This window comes from Marinobacter sp. OP 3.4, from assembly GCF_036224885.1.
Taxonomy (GTDB): Bacteria; Pseudomonadota; Gammaproteobacteria; order Pseudomonadales; family Oleiphilaceae; genus Marinobacter.
The window spans coordinates 65,745-81,806 of sequence record NZ_JAVVLT010000118.1 but is presented as its reverse complement, the minus strand read 5'-3'; the positions used below and the strand labels follow the sequence as shown (position 1 = coordinate 81,806).

At 61.2% G+C, this 16,062-nt stretch carries 17 protein-coding genes and 1 tRNA gene; 16 read left to right on the top strand and 2 right to left on the bottom strand.

Annotated elements, in window-relative coordinates:
• Positions 1-237 precede the first annotated feature (237 nt).
• The 6 genes from RO069_RS20450 (at position 238) to RO069_RS20425 (ending at position 4,593) form a co-directional block, all read left to right on the top strand.
• On the top strand, positions 238-672 hold the full coding sequence (locus RO069_RS20450) for a TIGR01244 family sulfur transferase (protein ID WP_328189943.1): 435 nt from the start codon (positions 238-240) through the stop codon (positions 670-672).
• A gap of 82 nt (positions 673-754) precedes the next feature.
• On the top strand, positions 755-1,852 hold the full coding sequence (gene hemH / locus RO069_RS20445; protein ID WP_328189941.1) for a ferrochelatase: 1,098 nt from the start codon (positions 755-757) through the stop codon (positions 1,850-1,852).
• A gap of 46 nt (positions 1,853-1,898) precedes the next feature.
• Positions 1,899-2,645, top strand: a complete 747-nt coding sequence (locus RO069_RS20440) for a 5-oxoprolinase subunit PxpA (protein WP_328189940.1) — start codon at positions 1,899-1,901, stop codon at positions 2,643-2,645.
• A 6-nt stretch (positions 2,646-2,651) separates the two neighbouring features.
• Positions 2,652-3,371 carry a 5-oxoprolinase subunit PxpB gene (gene pxpB, locus RO069_RS20435; protein WP_328189938.1) on the top strand — a complete coding sequence of 240 codons (720 nt, stop codon included), beginning with the start codon at positions 2,652-2,654 and terminating at the stop codon, positions 3,369-3,371.
• Positions 3,368-4,339 carry a biotin-dependent carboxyltransferase family protein gene (locus RO069_RS20430; protein ID WP_328189936.1) on the top strand — a complete coding sequence of 324 codons (972 nt, stop codon included), beginning with the start codon at positions 3,368-3,370 and terminating at the stop codon, positions 4,337-4,339. The genes pxpB and RO069_RS20430 overlap by 4 nt, the downstream gene beginning before the upstream one ends.
• A gap of 163 nt (positions 4,340-4,502) precedes the next feature.
• Positions 4,503-4,593 (top strand) — tRNA-Ser (locus RO069_RS20425).
• 50 nt (positions 4,594-4,643) lie between these two features.
• Here RO069_RS20425 and RO069_RS20420 read toward each other — a convergent pair.
• Positions 4,644-5,210 (bottom strand): hypothetical protein, encoded by a 567-nt coding sequence (locus tag RO069_RS20420; protein ID WP_328189934.1) that lies wholly within the window; start codon positions 5,208-5,210, stop codon positions 4,644-4,646.
• A gap of 329 nt (positions 5,211-5,539) precedes the next feature.
• Between RO069_RS20420 and RO069_RS20415 the strand changes: the two genes are divergently transcribed.
• From RO069_RS20415 to RO069_RS20375, 9 genes are all read left to right on the top strand, one after another.
• A complete protein-coding gene (locus RO069_RS20415; RefSeq protein ID WP_328189932.1) occupies positions 5,540-6,571 on the top strand; it encodes a TRAP transporter substrate-binding protein in 1,032 nt (343 codons plus the stop codon).
• Positions 6,572-6,639: 68 nt separating this feature from the next.
• Positions 6,640-7,230, top strand: a complete 591-nt coding sequence (locus RO069_RS20410; protein ID WP_328189930.1) for a TRAP transporter small permease — start codon at positions 6,640-6,642, stop codon at positions 7,228-7,230.
• 35 nt (positions 7,231-7,265) lie between these two features.
• Positions 7,266-8,549, top strand: coding sequence for a TRAP transporter large permease (locus tag RO069_RS20405; protein ID WP_328189928.1), 1,284 nt, complete (start codon positions 7,266-7,268; stop codon positions 8,547-8,549).
• A gap of 34 nt (positions 8,550-8,583) precedes the next feature.
• The gene (locus RO069_RS20400) at positions 8,584-9,024 is read left to right on the top strand and encodes a universal stress protein (RefSeq protein WP_328189926.1); all 441 of its coding nucleotides are present in this window, start codon (positions 8,584-8,586) and stop codon (positions 9,022-9,024) included.
• A gap of 204 nt (positions 9,025-9,228) precedes the next feature.
• Complete coding sequence (locus tag RO069_RS20395) at positions 9,229-9,945, top strand: Bax inhibitor-1/YccA family protein (RefSeq protein ID WP_442915400.1); 717 nt, start codon at positions 9,229-9,231, stop codon at positions 9,943-9,945.
• 129 nt (positions 9,946-10,074) lie between these two features.
• Entirely contained in the window at positions 10,075-10,500 is a 426-nt protein-coding gene (gene tusD, locus RO069_RS20390) for a sulfurtransferase complex subunit TusD (protein WP_328189924.1), read from the top strand.
• Between the two features lies 1 nt (position 10,501).
• Positions 10,502-10,849 (top strand): DsrE family protein, encoded by a 348-nt coding sequence (locus tag RO069_RS20385; protein ID WP_328189922.1) that lies wholly within the window; start codon positions 10,502-10,504, stop codon positions 10,847-10,849.
• Positions 10,846-11,130 (top strand): DsrH/TusB family sulfur relay protein, encoded by a 285-nt coding sequence (locus tag RO069_RS20380; protein WP_328189921.1) that lies wholly within the window; start codon positions 10,846-10,848, stop codon positions 11,128-11,130. The genes RO069_RS20385 and RO069_RS20380 overlap by 4 nt, the downstream gene beginning before the upstream one ends.
• Before the next feature lie 10 nt (positions 11,131-11,140).
• The gene (locus RO069_RS20375; protein WP_442915399.1) at positions 11,141-11,458 is read left to right on the top strand and encodes a TusE/DsrC/DsvC family sulfur relay protein; all 318 of its coding nucleotides are present in this window, start codon (positions 11,141-11,143) and stop codon (positions 11,456-11,458) included.
• Between the two features lie 88 nt (positions 11,459-11,546).
• On the opposite strand, the gene nfuA is transcribed toward RO069_RS20375, so the two are convergent.
• Positions 11,547-12,134, bottom strand: coding sequence for a Fe-S biogenesis protein NfuA (gene nfuA, locus RO069_RS20370; protein ID WP_328189919.1), 588 nt, complete (start codon positions 12,132-12,134; stop codon positions 11,547-11,549).
• A 211-nt stretch (positions 12,135-12,345) separates the two neighbouring features.
• Here nfuA and metH point away from each other — a divergent pair, with 211 nt between their 5' ends.
• Complete coding sequence (gene metH / locus RO069_RS20365; RefSeq protein ID WP_328189917.1) at positions 12,346-16,044, top strand: methionine synthase; 3,699 nt, start codon at positions 12,346-12,348, stop codon at positions 16,042-16,044.
• Positions 16,045-16,062: the final 18 nt, after the last annotated feature.

Genomic DNA, 16,062 nt, shown 5'->3' with positions numbered 1-16,062 from the left:
CTGATGTCGGTTTGTCTGGAAGTCTTTCATGGATACTACTCGCACGCCTCTGCCCGGCCCCTGAGCCGGGCCTTTTTTTGTCCGGCACGGTGTGAAAGCCCTGGCCAATTACCTCGATAGGCAGTATTACCGGCGCTGCTGGCTGTGTTGCCCCATGGTTTTCTGTAGAATTCCTGTCACAGTCAAGCCCAGTGACCGTTGGTCCTGTCACCGGTATCAACCAGGAGGCGAGTGCCCGTGAATATACGCAAGATTGATGACGCCATTTCCGTTGCCCCGCAGATTTCCCCGGACGACGTGGCGGAGATTGCCCGGCTGGGGTTCCGCACCCTGGTGGCCAACCGTCCGGATCATGAAGAACCCGGCCAGCCCACCATGGCGGAACTGGAACAGGCCGCCCGCGACCATGGCATCACCTGGGTCTACCTGCCGGTGGAATCCGGCAACATCCTGGACGAGGACGTGGATGCCTTCGCCCCCATGTTCGAGGAGGCCGAGAAGCCGGTGCTCGCCTTCTGTCGCTCCGGTACCCGCTGCAGTGTGCTCTGGGCCCTGAGTTCCGCCCGCCACATGCCCCTTGAGCCGATCATCCAGCGGGCCGGCCAGGCCGGTTACGACCTGCGGGGTCTGATTCCACGGCTGCAGCAGCAGGCTGAAACCCACCAGCACTGATCCCGGCCTGCCGACACACCGTATAACCGGGCGCTGTCACGCCCCGAACCCACCAACACGTTTGCCGAGGACCACCAGCCCCATGAGCTTCAAGGGTGAGGAAGAATTCCGCCACAACCAGCCCTCCCGGCTGGGTATACTCGTCACCAACCTGGGTACTCCCGATGCTCCCACCACCAGCGCCCTGCGCCGGTACCTCGGGGAGTTCCTGTGGGATCCACGGGTGGTGGAAGCGCCCCGCCCTCTATGGTGGCTGATCCTGCACGGTGTCATCCTCCGCATCCGACCGGCACGCTCGGCGGCGGCCTACCGCTCGGTCTGGCAACCGGAGGGTTCCCCCCTTCTGGTGCACACCGCCAACCAGTGTGAAGGTATCCGGGCGGCCCTGCAGAAGAAGTACGGGGACAACCTGGTGGTGGGGTTTGCCATGCGCTACGGCAACCCCTCCATCGCCAGCGTGCTGGACCAGATGCAGCAGCAGGGGGTGCGCAAGCTGCTGGTGCTGCCGCTCTACCCCCAGTACTCGGCATCCACCTCGGCATCCACCTTTGATGCCATCGCGGCGGATTTCACCCGGCGCCGCTGGCTGCCGGATTTTCGGTTTGTCAGCCACTACCATGACTTCCCCCCCTACATCGAAGCCATGGCCCGCCATATCGAGGAACACTGGCGCCAGCATGGTCGCAAGGACCGGCTGATCCTCTCGTACCACGGCATACCCCGGAAGTACCTGGACCGGGGCGACCCGTACCATTGCGAGTGTCACAAGACCTCCCGCCTGCTGGCGGAACGGCTGGGGCTCTCGGCCGATGACTACATGACCACTTTCCAATCCAGGTTCGGCCGGGAGGAATGGCTCAAACCCTACACCGACGAAACCATGAAATCCCTGCCGTCCCGGGGCGTTGAGTCCGTGGACGTGTTCTGCCCCGGCTTCTCCGCCGACTGCCTGGAGACCATCGAGGAAATCAACGAGGAGAACCGGGAGTACTTCATGGAGGCCGGCGGCAAGGCCTTTGAGTACATCCCCGCCCTCAATGCCACCGAGGGGCATATCGAGGCCCTGGTCCAGTTGATCGAGAACAACCTGACGGGCTGGGAACCACCGGCCAACGATCCGGGTGAACTGGATACCCGCCAACAACGTGCGGAGGCAGTCAGGAAGCAGCTCGGGTGGTAGACTGAAAGGGAGATTTCCACTCTGCATAGAGGAAGGGAGAGCCGCCATGAAACTGAACTGCGACCTGGGCGAGAGCTTTGGCGCCTGGACCATGGGCCAGGACGAGGAGGTCATGCCCTACATCGACATGGCCAACATCGCCTGCGGTTTCCACGCCTCCGATCCCTCCATCATGGCCCGTACCGTTCACCTGGCCCTCTCCCACAACGTACAGATCGGCGCCCACCCCTCCTACCATGACCTGGTGGGTTTTGGTCGCCGCTCCATCCCCCACTCCGCGGAGGAGATCCGCCACCTGATCTGGTACCAGGTGGGCGCCCTGGAGGGGATCTGTCGTGCCGAGGGTGGCCGGGTCGAGTACGTCAAGCCCCATGGCGCCCTCAATAACGACATGATGAAGGACCAGGATACGTTACGGGCCGTGATGGAGGCGGTTGCCGCCTATCAGGGCGGGCTGCCCCTGATGGTGCCGGTCTCGGTGCATGCCGGGGAACACAAGGCCCTGGCGGATCAGGTGGGTATTCCATTGATCTTCGAAGCCTTCGCTGATCGCGCCTACGATGACAATGGTCGCCTGGTCCCCCGCAAACAGCCGGGGGCCGTGCATGAGGACCCTGACGCGATACTGTCCCAGGCCATGACCCTGGCCAGCAACGGGGGCCTTCACAGTATCTCCAGACAGTGGCTGGACCTGAAGGCCGACAGCCTCTGCGTCCACGGCGACAACATCCATGCCCTGGCCGCCACCCGGGCCATCCGCAAGGCCCTGCACCGGGCCAGCACCGACGCCTGACGCCCCATGGTGGCCGGCCCGGTTCCAGCGATCCAGGCGATCTCCGAGGATGCGGTACTGCTTTCCTTCGGCGACACCATTGATCCAGCACTGACCGCCGTCATCCGGGTCTGGTGTGACGCCATACGAACCAGCCTGGATGAACTGCTCACCGATCTGGTTCCCTCCTATACCACCATTACGGTCTACTACGATCCGGGGCGGGCTGACTTCCGGCGGATAACCCACCGCCTGCGTTCGATTCCCGACACCTTGCCGGCGGAACCGGAGGCCACCGGTGGTCGTGATATCGAACTGCCGGTCTGGTACCACCCATCGGTGGGCCCCGACCTGGAAGCCCTTGCCAGCGCCTGTGAGCTGACCGTGGACCAGGTTATCGAACGGCACACGGCCGGCACCTACCAGGTCTATGCCCTGGGCTTCAGCCCGGGGTTCGGGTTTATGGGCCTGGTGGACCCGGCCATCGCACAGCCCAGGCTGGCACGACCGCGGGTGAAGGTGCCCGCCGGCAGCGTGGGCATCGCCAACCGGCAAACCGCGGTCTATCCGTCATCGTCCCCGGGAGGCTGGCGACTGATTGGCCGTTGCCCCACCCGACTGTTCAGCGAAGAAGACCTGGCCCTGTTGACCGTGGGGGACACCGTGCGCTTCCGGGCCGTCGACCAGGAGACCTTCCGTTCCCTGGGCGGGGATGACACCCCTTTCCAGGAGGACTCGGCATCATGACGGGCCTGAGGGTTGATCACGCCGGGCCGCGAACCACGGTCCAGGACCTGGGGCGCCAGGGTTACCAGCACCAGGGACTGTCCCCCGGCGGTGCCGCCGACCTGGCGTCGTTCCGCTGGGCCAACCACCTGCTGGACAACCCGGCCAATGCGGCCTGCCTGGAAATCACCTTCGGTGGATTCAGTGCCGTCGCCCGTCAGCCGCTGTTGCTGGCCATCACCGGTGCGGACTGCGGGCCGACGGTCAACGACCAGCCAGTGGGCCACTGGCGGGCCTTTACCATGGCGCCGGGGGACTGCCTCCGTCTGGACAGGCCTCGATCGGGCCTGCTCACCTACCTCGCGGTTGCCGGGGGCTGGCACACTCGTGCTTTCTGCGGCAGCCGCTCCGCCGTGGCCCGGGAGGGCCTGACAGACCTGGGCCTGCTGGAGGGCGGCGCCGAGTTGCCGGTGACAACGTCAGATCCCGTCACCGCTCCAGAACACTATCGGGCACGGGAGGTGCCCGCCAAGCTGAGGCCGGACATGGCCACCGACGCCCCACTACGGGTCATGCCAGGCCCTGAACGGAACGCCTTTTCCCACACCGACCTGGCTCGTTTCATCCACGGGCGGTACACCATCGGCCAACAGTCCGACCGTATGGGCTACCGGCTGGACGGTCCCGCCCTGCAATCCCCGGGGGGCATCACCTCCCGTGGGGTCTGCCGTGGCACCATCCAGGTGCCCGGGGACGGCAAGCCGATGGTGTTGCTCAACGATCGCCAGACCATTGGCGGTTATCCGGTACCGGGTATTGTCCCGGCTCTGGATTGCGGCAGACTGGCCCAGAAACGCCCGGGGGAGCGGATCGAATTCCAGTGGGCCGATGTGGCCGATTGCCAGTCCGGGCGGATGCTGTTCGAACGACTGCTGGCCACCAGCCAGTGGCGGCATGACGGCACCCTGCACTGCCGCTGGACCGACTGAGTCAGGCGCAAACCGGCCCCGGCCCACGGATACAGGGCGCTCGACCAACGCACAATGCCGCCACGGCAGACGGAAAATGCCCTTATGACCGGGCGTTGACACATCAGAACATTCCGGTATCATGCACGTCGCTGTCGCAATGGCAGCAACAATATGGATAAACGGTGGGCTGGCAGAGTGGCTGAATGCAGCGGTCTTGAAAACCGCCGACGGTTAGTAGCCGTCCCGGGGTTCGAATCCCTGGCCCACCGCCATTTTTCTCTCCTCCTTTCTTGACGCTTCCCTTAAACACCCCAGCGGCAACTCAGTTCCCCAGATCGTATTCCAGTACCCGCTTCAGTTCGGAACGGTACGGTTCGACGGCTTCCAGGTCCGACGAAGGCACCCGCTCCATGCGATCCAGCATCCTGGCGGTGCTGTCGATCATGGCCTGCATCCGCTGTTTCTGTTCCCCGGAGAAACGGGGGTTGTCATTCACCTCCTGGCGCATCCTGACCAGTCGTTCCTGCATCTCGGAGATGCTGTCCGCCATATCCAGTCGTGCCAGTGCCAGCAGCGCCCGGTCCCCTGCCCGCCCCCAGGCCCGGGGGCTGTCAAAACCATGTTTTTCCACACTTGCCTGCAAGGTGGCATAGCCTTCCGTGTCTGCCATGAACGCGACCGCATCCGACAGCATCAGTGACCGTGGATCGTCCTGCACTTCCCGGCTTGCCTCCCAGGCTTCCATAAACTGACCATAAAATGACTCGTTCGCCTGCAGTTCCTCCATGGAAGCAATAAAACGACTCACCGTGTCCCCCGTCAGCGCCTGGGCATTGGCTGCCACCAACAGGAAAAATCCGGTACACAGAATCGCAATCCACCTCGTCACAAACCTTCCTCCCACTATTAAGACTGTCGCCGATCCATCCAGGCCGTATCGCCCTGAAAGCCGTCATAACGGCGTTCCCAAGACGTCAAGGGTATGCCAAAACGGCCCCTGCGAACCGCCCATTCAAGCACAAAACAGCCATTAGTTGCGTTTCCTTTGCAGTGGTTTTCTTGCCTTATTATCAATGTTTTGCCAGTCTAAATAGGCGTTAATCAAAACTGCCACGGCTGGCTTCGGGTTTCTCGCGCCCGATATCCAGGCCCACTTATACAATAATAAAGCCGGTCATACCCCAGCCGTGCCTCTTGAGGACGATGGAGAAGAAAGGCATGAACAAGAGCACAATGTTTCGGAAAGTCGTAGGTGCATCCACCCTGACCCTGGCAACGGCCATCGCCGCCACCAGTGTCGCTAACGCCGCTACCTGGCGTTATGCCCACGAAGAATACGACGGAGACGTTCAGGACGTTTACGCCGAACACTTCAAGGATTATGTCGAAGAGAATTCCGATCACACCATCCAGATCTTCGAGTTCGGACAGCTGGGTGAGTCTGACGACATCATGGAGCAGACCCAGAACGGCATCCTGCAGTTCGTCAACCAGTCCCCCGGTTTTACCGGCTCGCTCATTCCCGAAGCGCAGATCTTCTTCATTCCGTATCTGATGCCCACGGACATGGAGACCGTTGTTGAGTTCTTCCGCGAGAGCGAGGCCATCAACAAGATGTTCCCCAAACTGTATTCCGATGCAGGACTGGAACTGCTGCAGATGTACCCGGAAGGCGAAATGGTCGTCACCCTGGACGAGAAAGCCACTTCCCCCGAGGGTTTCCAGAACAAGAAGATCCGCGTCATGACCAATCCGCTGCTGTCAGCGACCTACGAGGCCTTCGGTGCCACTCCGACACCGTTGCCCTGGGGTGAGGTGTACGGCGCCCTGCAGACCAACATGATCGATGGTCAGGAGAACCCCATCTTCTGGATCGAGTCCGGTGGTCTGTATGAAGTGTCCCCCAACCTGATCTTCACCGGTCACGGCTGGTTCACCACCGCCATCATGGCCAACCAGGACTTCTATGAAGGCCTGCCCGAGGAAGACCAGCAACTGGTTCAGGAAGCGGCGGACTACGCGTTCGACAAGATCATCGATCACATCGACGGCCTGGCGGAAGAATCCCTTGAGAAAATCAAGGAAGCCAGCGACGACGTGACCGTCACCAAACTGAACGACGAGCAGATCGAAGCCTTCCGCGATCGTGCGCCACAGGTAGAGGAAACCTTTATCGAAATGACGGGCGAAAGCGGTAAGGAACTGCTTGAGCAATTCAAGGAAGACCTGAAAGAGGTCCAGAGCAACTGATGCTTGAGCCGCCCCGGGGTACGCCCCGGGGCCGGTTTTTCTTCTGGATTTAAAACGGAGTTCTCACCATGACCAATTCAGCCACTGAACCGGATGAAGCGGCGGGCTACAAATCGGGTCTGCCTGGCCCACTGGGCGTTGTTGACCTGATTATGGCCAAGATAGAGGCCGTGATGCTTGCCATCGGGGTGCTGCTGATGGCCCTGAACACGTGCATCAACGTCATTGCCCGGTTTGTCTTCGGAGAGGGGTTGTTTTTCTCGGGTGAGATCAACCGCATCCTCATTATTCTCATTACGTTTGCCGGCCTGGGATATGCCGCACGCCATGGGCGTCACATCCGTATGTCGGCCATCTACGACACGCTGCCGACCAAGGGTCGCAAGATCCTGATGATCATCATCGCCCTGTTTACATCGGTGGTCATGTTCATCCTCTGCTACTACTCCGTGGACTACATCATGAACCTGTACGACCGGGGTCGTGTCCTGCCCGCTCTGAGGCTTCCCATCTGGATTATCTATGTCTGGGCCCCTGTGGGCTTCGCCATCACCGGCGTCCAGTATGTGCTGACAGCCATCAAGAACATGGTGGCCAAGGACGTTTACCTGTCGACCTCGGTACTGGATGGTTACGCCGACACTGAAACCGAAGTCTGACACCCGCACGGGCAAAAGAAAAAAGGAATCAAATCATGGCAACGTTGCTACTGGTGATCATGATCGTCCTGCTCCTGCTGGGCTTCCCGATGATGATCCCCCTGATGACCGCCGCGCTTGTCGGCTTCTACCAGATGTTCAATGGCTTCGACCAGATGACCATCCTGGTACAACAGATGATGGGCGGCATCCGACCCGCCTCGCTGATCGCCGTACCCATGTTTATCCTGGCGGCGGATATCATGACCCGAGGGCACTCCGCTGACCGTCTGATCGCCATGGTCATGTCGTTTATCGGCCATGTGAAAGGCGGCCTGGCCATCAGTACGGCGGCCTCCTGCACCCTTTTCGGCGCCGTCTCCGGCTCTACCCAGGCCACGGTGGTGGCCATCGGCTCGCCGCTGCGGCCGAAGATGCTCAAGGCCGGCTACTCGGACTCCTTTACCCTGGCCCTGATCATCAACGCCAGTGATATCGCCTTCCTGATACCCCCCAGTATCGGCATGATTATTTACGGGGTCATTTCAGAGACCTCCATCGCCGAACTGTTCATTGCCGGTATCGGCCCCGGCATCATGATCCTTATGATGTTCTCGGCCTACTGCCTGTTCTATGCCATCCGCCACAAGGTCCCCACCGAAGACAAGTCCAGTTGGGGCGACAGGGCCCGTGCCGTACGGGAGGCCCTCTGGCCGCTGTTCTTCCCGGTGATCATCGTGGGTGGTATCTATGGCGGCATCTTCAGCCCCACCGAGGCGGCGGCGGTCTGCGTGCTCTATGCCCTGCTGCTGGAATTCGTGATCTTCCGCTCCCTCAAGACCATCGATATCTACCGTATCGCCAAGTCCACCGGCCTGATTACCGCCGTGGTCTTTATCCTGGTGGCCGCCGGTAACGGTTTCTCCTACATCATCTCGTTCGCGCAGATCCCGCAGGCCATCCTGTCAGCGGTTGGCGTCAACGAGGCAGGTCCGGTGGGTGTACTGATCGCCATCTGCGTGTCCTTCTTCATCGCCTGTATGTTTGTGGATCCCATCGTGGTGATCCTGGTACTGACGCCCATCTTCGCACCGGCCATCCAGGCCACGGGGCTCGATCCGGTGCTGGTCGGTGTGCTGATAACGCTGCAGGTGGCCATTGGCTCCGCCACGCCGCCGTTCGGCTGCGATATTTTCACGGCCATCGCCATTTTCAAACGCCCCTACTGGGAAGTCATCCGAGGGACGCCACCGTTTGTCATCATGCTGATAGCGGCGGCGGGCCTGATCATTGCCTTCCCGCAAATTGCGCTGTTCCTGCGGGACGTGGCATTCCGTTGATCAAAAAGCGCTGGTTTGCGCTGAGGAGGTGATCATGTTTCGACGAATCCTGGTAGCCGTGGACGGCTCCAAGCCGGCACTGGATGCGGTTGAGAAGGCGGTGGAGTTCCAGAAGCTCACCGGCGCCGAGCTGTACCTGATCTGTGTCTACAAGCACCACAGCCTGTTTGAGGCGTCGCTGTCCATGGTGCGTCCGCAGGAGCTTCAGATTCCCGACGAGGCCCTGTCCGAGTATGCAAGGGACGTGGTGGAGTATGCCAAGCAGTATGCCATCCAGGCGGGTGCGCCCAGCGTCCGTGGCTTCGTCAAGGGCGGCAGGCCGTCCAAGACCATCGTCAAGTTTGCCAAGCAGCATGACGTGGACCTGATCGTGGTGGGCTCCCGTGGCACCCACAGCGACAAGGACGGCATGATACTGGGCAGTGTCTCCCAGCGGGTGGCCAGCATGGCCAGATGCCCCACCCTGGTGGTCTGAGCTATTGATAAACCGTCCGTCTGCCCCCATTATCAGTGGCAAGTTATAGCAGACGACAATTTACAGAAAATCAGTCAGGTGTCATGAAACCATTTCCGCCGTGAAATGTCTCAATGGCATAATGTTGAGGATTGAAACTTAAGCACCGTCCATTATTATGGCGGTACGGATGTAACACCGATCGATCAGATGACGGAGATGAACATGGATAACAGGCGTTTTAACGTCAACCAGAACCAGGGTACCTACGCGGCCACCCGTGCCGGTGCTGGTACCGGAATCAGCACCGATGCCATGAAGGTGCTGCGTAACACCTATATGTTGCTGGCCATGACGCTTGTATTCAGTGCGGTCATGGCGGGCGTGGCCATGGCGCTCAACCTGAGCCACGGCGTCGGCCTGATGTGCTCCCTGGGCGCCCTGGCGCTGATCTGGCTGGTACTTCCCCGTACCGCCAACAGCCCCGCCGGCATCGGTGTGGTGTTCGCCTTTACCGGCCTGCTGGGCATTTCCCTTGGGCCGCTACTGTCCCACTACCTGTCCATGTCCAATGGCGGCACCATCGTAATGCAGGCGCTGGGCGGCACCGCCCTGGTGTTCTTCACCCTGTCCGGCTATGTGCTGACCACCAAGAAGGACTTCTCCTTCATGCGCAGCTTCCTGGTCGCGGGCATGGTCGTGGTGATCGCTGCCATGCTGGGTGGCCTGGTCGCCAGCCTGTTTGGTGTTGATATCAGCATGCTCAGCCTCGCCCTGAGCGCGGCCATCGTACTGCTGATGTCTGGCTTCATCCTGTACGACACCAGTCGTATTGTGAACGGCGGCGAGACCAACTACGTGATGGCGACGGTCGGGCTGTACCTCAGCATCTACAACCTGTTCACATCCCTGCTTCACCTTCTGGGAGCGTTCAACGAGTAAGCGCTCCGGCGTCATTATTCGTACGCTTAAGGGCCCCGCAACGCGGGGCCTTTTTCGTCAGCCCGGCCTGAATCCTGCTGTCAGCCGCTTTATGGCACAATAGCGCCCATGGATCCCAGGAGACACACCATGCCCCCTACCGAGGCCCACCAGGCGCCCGGCTATACCCTGGTCATTACCGGCGCCCCGTACAGCAGCCAGGCCCCGGCAACGGCGCTCGCCTTCTGCCAGGCCCTGGTCGATACCGGCCATACCTGTGATCGCCTGTTCCTCTATGGCGATGGGGTGTACCTTGCGTCCGCCCTGAATACCCCGCCATCGGACGAAACCGACTGGACCGCCGAATGGCAGGCCCTGCTGTCGCGGCACCGGATTCCCGCCGTGGCCTGCATCGCCTCCTGCCTGCGTCGGGGCCTCCTGGATGAACAGGAAGCCACCCGCTATGAGCGGCCGGCCTCGAACCTGGCCAGCGGCTTCGACATTGCTGGCCTTGGGGAATGGGTGGAGGCCCAATCCTCATCCAATCGCGTCATCTATTTCCACGGAGGTGCCTGAGATGGACGACACGTTGCTGATGGTGATCGACCGGGCACCCTACGGCGACTGGCAGGGCCGCGAGGCGCTGGACATGGCCTTTTCCCTGGCCGCCTTTGACCGACCGGTGGCCCTGCTGTTCCGTGGTGAGGGAGTCAACTGGCTGCGCCCTGGCCAGGACGGTGATGCAGTCCGGCAGAAGACCGTGAGCCGCAACCTGGGGGCGGCCAGGATGTTCGGGGTGTCGGAACTCTATGCCGATAAAGCCGCCATGGCCCGTTTTGGTCTCACCGAACCAACTCCGGAGGCGGTCTCCGTTACCCCGGATCCGGCCTTTTACCGGCTGTTCCATCAGGTAGTGCAATTATGAGCCACCAGACCGACAGCATGCTCACCCTCCATATTCTCAACAAGGCACCGGGACACCCCCGGTTCACCGCCTGTCTCGTGGGTATGGCCGAGGGAGACCTGTTGCTGCTGACCGAGAATGCCGTGCTCGCCCTGGCGGACGACAACGTCCGGCTACCGGCATCGACCCGGGCCCTCGCCGCCGACTGCAAGGCCCGGGGCATTGGCGGCGACGTCCCGCTGGTAGACTACCGGGGCATGGTCCAACTCACCGACCGCTTCTCACGTATTATCAGCTGGTAGGAGGATATCCGTGGCACTACCCGAACGGAATAATGAGGGTTTCCTGGAGGACGCCTGGCAATGGGACGAAGCCGTGGCCAGGGTCATCGCCGACGAATCCGATATTGAGTTAACGGAGAAACACTGGGAAATCATCTGGTTGCTGAGGGATTTTTACAGGGAACATGAAATGGCGCCCCCGTCCAACCGGCTGTTCGTCAAGGCCGTCCGGGAAACCCTGGGGGAAGACCGGGGCAACAGCATCTACCTGATGCAACTCTTCACCGGCACACCCGCCAAGACCGCCTGCCGCATTGCCGGACTGCCACGACCCACTAACTGCCTGTAAATAAAGAAAAGCCCCGAAGTTCTCAGAACTTCGGGGCTTTTACTGCCTGGTCCGATCTCCAGACGATCAGTACGGCCTGCCAGATACCTTATTGGTAGTAGGCATTTTCCTTGTAGGAGTGGTCGGTGACGTCGCGCACCGCGCTGATTTCCGGAACACGCTCCTTCAGGGTGGACTCAACGCCCTGCTTCAGGGTCAGGCTGACAGCACTACAGCCCTGGCAACCACCACCGAAGCGAAGCACAGCCACGGACTCGTCGACGATCTCCACCAGTTGCACGTCACCACCATGGGACGCCAGTCCGGGGTTGATCTCCGATGCCAGTACGTAGTTCACCCGGTCCGGCAGCGGCGCGTCCTCATCAATATTCGGCACCTTGGCGTTGGGCGCCTTGATGGTCAGTTGGCCGCCCATCTGGTCCTTGGCGTAGTCCACATGGGCCTCTTCCAGGAAGGGTACGGAGTTCTGGTCCAGGTACAGGGTGAACTTGTCCAGGTCCAGCTGCTCATCGGTGGGCACCACCTCGTTGGGTGGACAGTAGGCCAGGCAGGTTTCAGCATGCTTGGTACCCGGCTGCGTCACGAAGATGCGCACGCCCATGCCTTCCACATCCTGCTTGTTGATCAGTTCGGCAAGATAGTCTCTTGCGGAGTCGGTAACGGTTACCAATGCCATTTCTTCAACCTGTCAGTAAGTGTGAGTCTATTTTAACGGAGAACCCGGTTTCCTGAAAGACCAAGTATTTTGGTCGGATTTTATGTCAATAAGGCCCCGGCCTGTGGTTTTCAAGGCCCACCCGGTCGCGCCCGGCAGGACTCGACCACTCAATTCTGGTATTATGCCCGGCTCGAAACCGTACACTCATTATGCCCGGACAACCCAGAACATGACCGATCGCGCGACCCGACTTGCCCAGCTCCACCAGGCCCTCAAGGAACGTATTGTGGTCCTTGATGGCGGCATGGGTACCATGATCCAGAACCAGCAACTGGATGAAGCCGCCTTCCGCGGCGAGCGCTTCCGGGATTACGAACGGGAGGTCAAGGGCAATAACGACCTGCTCTGCCTGACCCAGCCCGACCTGCTGACCCGCATCCACGGCGACTACCTGGCAGCGGGCGCGGATATCATCGAGACCAATACCTTCAACTCCACCCGCCTTTCCCAGGCGGACTACGGTCTGGAGGACATTGTACCGGAACTGAACCGGGAATCCGCCCGCCTGGCCCGGGAAATCGCCGACGAATTCACCGCCCGCGAGCCCCACAAGCCCCGGTTTGTGGCCGGCGCCATCGGCCCCACCTCCCGCACCGCCTCCATCTCGCCGGACGTGAACAATCCCGGCTACCGGAACGTGGATTTCCAGACCCTGGTGGACAACTACTACGAAGCGGCCCAGACCCTCACCGAGGGCGGCTGCGACCTGCTGCTGATCGAAACCATCTTCGATACCCTTAACGCCAAGGCCGCCATCTACGCGGTACAGCAGTATTTCGAGGATTCCGGTATCGAATTGCCGCTGATGATCTCCGGCACCATCACCGATGCCTCCGGCCGCACCCTGTCCGGCCAGACCACCGAGGCCTTCTGGAACTCCATCGCCCACGCCCGCCCCCTGACCGTCGGCCTTAACTGCGCCCTGGGGGCCGATGCGCTGCGCCCTTATGTGGAAGAGTTGTCCGCCAAGGCGGAAACCTATGTCAGCGCCCATCCCAATGCCGGCCTGCCCAACGAGTTTGGTGAATACGACCAGACGCCGGAGGAAATGGCGGAGATTATCGAAGGCTTCGCCCGGGACGGTTTCCTGAACATCATCGGTGGTTGTTGCGGCTCACGCCCGGATCATATCGAGGCGATCGCCAACGCCGTCGCCAAGTATCCACCCCGTAAGATTCCCGAGCGCCCCAAGGCCCTGCGCCTGTCCGGCCTGGAGCCCTTTACCGGTGATGAAAACACCCTGTTCATCAATGTGGGTGAACGCACCAACGTCACCGGCTCCAAGCGCTTCCTGCGGCTGATCAAGGAAGAGCAGTACGAGGAAGCCCTCAGCGTGGCCCGGGACCAGGTGGAGAACGGTGCCCAGATCATCGATATCAACATGGACGAGGGCATGCTGGATTCGAAGGACGTCATGGTGACGTTCCTGAACCTGGTGGCTTCCGAGCCGGATATTTCCCGGGTCCCCATCATGCTCGACTCCTCCAAGTGGGAGGTGATCGAGGCCGGCCTGCGCTGTGTCCAGGGCAAGTCGGTGGTCAACTCCATCTCTCTCAAGGAAGGCGAGGAGGAGTTCCTCAAACGGGCCCGGGACTGCATGCGTTATGGCGCCGCCGTGGTGGTCATGGCCTTTGACGAGGACGGCCAGGCGGATACCTTCGAGCGCAAGACCGAGATCTGCAAGCGCTCCTACGACCTGCTGGTGGGTATCGGCTTCAATCCCGGCGACATCATCTTCGACCCCAACATCTTCGCCATCGCCACCGGCATTGAGGAACACAACAACTACGCGGTGGATTTCATCAACGCCACCCGCTGGATCCGTGACAATCTGCCCCACGCGTCCATTTCCGGTGGGGTGAGCAACGTGTCCTTCTCCTTCCGGGGCAACGACGTCGTGCGCGAGGCCATCCACTCGGTGTTCCTGTACCACGCCATCAAGGCGGGCATGAACATGGGCATTGTCAACCCCGGCCAGTTGGTGGTCTACGATGAGATCGACCCGGAACTGAAGGAACTGGTGGAGGACGTGGTCCTCAACCGCCGGGACGATGGCACCGACCGTCTGCTGGAGATTGCTGAGCGTTACAAGGGCCAGGGCGGCAAGACCCGGGAAGAAGACCTGGCCTGGCGTGAATGGCCGGTGGAGAAGCGGGTCGAGCATGCCCTGGTCAAGGGCGTGACCACCTACATTGTTGAAGATACGGAAGAGTGCCGCCAGCGGGCGGAACACCCCATCGAGGTCATCGAAGGCCCGCTGATGGACGGCATGAACGTGGTGGGCGACCTGTTCGGCGACGGCAAGATGTTCCTGCCCCAGGTGGTCAAGAGCGCCCGGGTGATGAAGCAGGCGGTGGCCCACCTGATCCCCTACATCGAGGCGGAGAAGTCCGAAGGTCAGAAGGCAAAGGGCAAGATCCTCATGGCCACGGTGAAGGGCGATGTCCACGATATCGGCAAGAACATCGTCGGCGTGGTGCTGCAGTGCAACAATTACGAGGTTCTCGACCTGGGCGTGATGGTGCCCTGCGAGAAGATCCTGGAAACCGCCAAAGCCGAGAACGTGGATATTATCGGCCTGTCCGGGCTGATCACCCCGTCACTGGATGAAATGGTCCATGTGGCCAAGGAGATGCAGCGCCTGGACTTCCAGGTTCCGCTGATGATTGGCGGTGCCACCACCTCCAAGGCTCATACCGCGGTGAAGATCGAGCCACAGTACAAGAACGACCTGGCACTGTACGTATCGGACGCCTCCCGCTGCGTGAACGTGGCCTCCACCCTGCTCAGCCGCAACGGTAAGCCCGACTACGTGGAGAAAACCCGCAAGGAATACGACGAGATCCGCGAGCGCCGCAAGAAACGGGGCGACCGGACCAAGCTGGTGTCCCTGTCGGAAGCCCGTGAACGCGCACCGGAGATCGGCTTCGACGGATTCACACCGGTGAAGCCCGCTTTCACTGGCGTTCGCACCTTCGATGACTATGACCTCAACGAACTGCTGGACTACATCGACTGGACGCCATTCTTTATCTCCTGGGACATCGCCGGCAAGTATCCCGCTGTGTTCGATGATCCCAAGCGCGGCGAAGCCGCCCGCACCCTGTTCGATGACGCGCAACAGATCCTGCGCCGGATGATCGACGAGAAGCGGGTGCAGGCCCGGGGCGTGATCGGGTTCTGGCCGGCCCACCGTCGTGGTGACGACATCGTGGTCTACCGGGACGAGAGCTGCAGTGAAGAGCTGACCGTCCTCCATCACCTGCGCCAGCAGGATGACAAGGCCTCCGGCCAGACCATGCGGGCACTTTCGGATTTCGTGATGCCGGAAGGGTCGGACCAGTGCGACTACGTGGGCGGCTTTGCGGTTACCGCCGGTATCGGCGCCGAGGAGTTCTCCCAGGAATTCAAGGACGCCAACGACGACTACAATGCGATCATGGTCAAGGCCCTGGCGGACCGGCTCGCGGAAGCCTTTGCCGAGCGCATGCACGAGCGGGTGCGGAAGGAATTCTGGGGCTACCAGCCACAGGAACACCTGGACAACGACGACCTGATCCGGGAGAAGTACCAGGGCATCCGCCCTGCCCCGGGCTACCCGGCCTGCCCGGACCACACCGAGAAGGAAATTCTGTTCGATCTGCTGAAGGCACCGGAGAACACCGGTATCGAACTGACCGAGCACTTCGCCATGTTCCCGACGGCGGCGGTGTCGGGCTGGTACTTTGCCCACCCGGAATCGAAATACTTCGCCGTGGGCAAGATTGGCAAGGACCAGGTCACCGACTATGCCGACCGCAAGGGTATCAGCCGGGCCGAAGCCGAGCGCTGGCTGGCCCCCAGCCTGGCCTACGATCCGGCGGAGTAAGGGGAGTGGCGCCGGGTA

Coding starts and splice junctions, on each gene's coding strand:
- hemH (WP_328189941.1), top strand. CDS start 755: ATGAGCTTCAAGGGTGAGGAAGAATTCCGCCACAACCAGCCCTCCCGG.
- RO069_RS20440 (WP_328189940.1), top strand. CDS start 1,899: ATGAAACTGAACTGCGACCTGGGCGAGAGCTTTGGCGCCTGGACCATG.
- pxpB (WP_328189938.1), top strand. CDS start 2,652: ATGGTGGCCGGCCCGGTTCCAGCGATCCAGGCGATCTCCGAGGATGCG.
- RO069_RS20430 (WP_328189936.1), top strand. CDS start 3,368: ATGACGGGCCTGAGGGTTGATCACGCCGGGCCGCGAACCACGGTCCAG.
- RO069_RS20415 (WP_328189932.1), top strand. CDS start 5,540: ATGAACAAGAGCACAATGTTTCGGAAAGTCGTAGGTGCATCCACCCTG.
- RO069_RS20410 (WP_328189930.1), top strand. CDS start 6,640: ATGACCAATTCAGCCACTGAACCGGATGAAGCGGCGGGCTACAAATCG.
- RO069_RS20405 (WP_328189928.1), top strand. CDS start 7,266: ATGGCAACGTTGCTACTGGTGATCATGATCGTCCTGCTCCTGCTGGGC.
- RO069_RS20400 (WP_328189926.1), top strand. CDS start 8,584: ATGTTTCGACGAATCCTGGTAGCCGTGGACGGCTCCAAGCCGGCACTG.
- RO069_RS20395 (WP_442915400.1), top strand. CDS start 9,229: ATGGATAACAGGCGTTTTAACGTCAACCAGAACCAGGGTACCTACGCG.
- tusD (WP_328189924.1), top strand. CDS start 10,075: ATGCCCCCTACCGAGGCCCACCAGGCGCCCGGCTATACCCTGGTCATT.
- RO069_RS20385 (WP_328189922.1), top strand. CDS start 10,502: ATGGACGACACGTTGCTGATGGTGATCGACCGGGCACCCTACGGCGAC.
- RO069_RS20380 (WP_328189921.1), top strand. CDS start 10,846: ATGAGCCACCAGACCGACAGCATGCTCACCCTCCATATTCTCAACAAG.
- nfuA (WP_328189919.1), bottom strand. CDS start 12,134: ATGGCATTGGTAACCGTTACCGACTCCGCAAGAGACTATCTTGCCGAA.
- metH (WP_328189917.1), top strand. CDS start 12,346: ATGACCGATCGCGCGACCCGACTTGCCCAGCTCCACCAGGCCCTCAAG.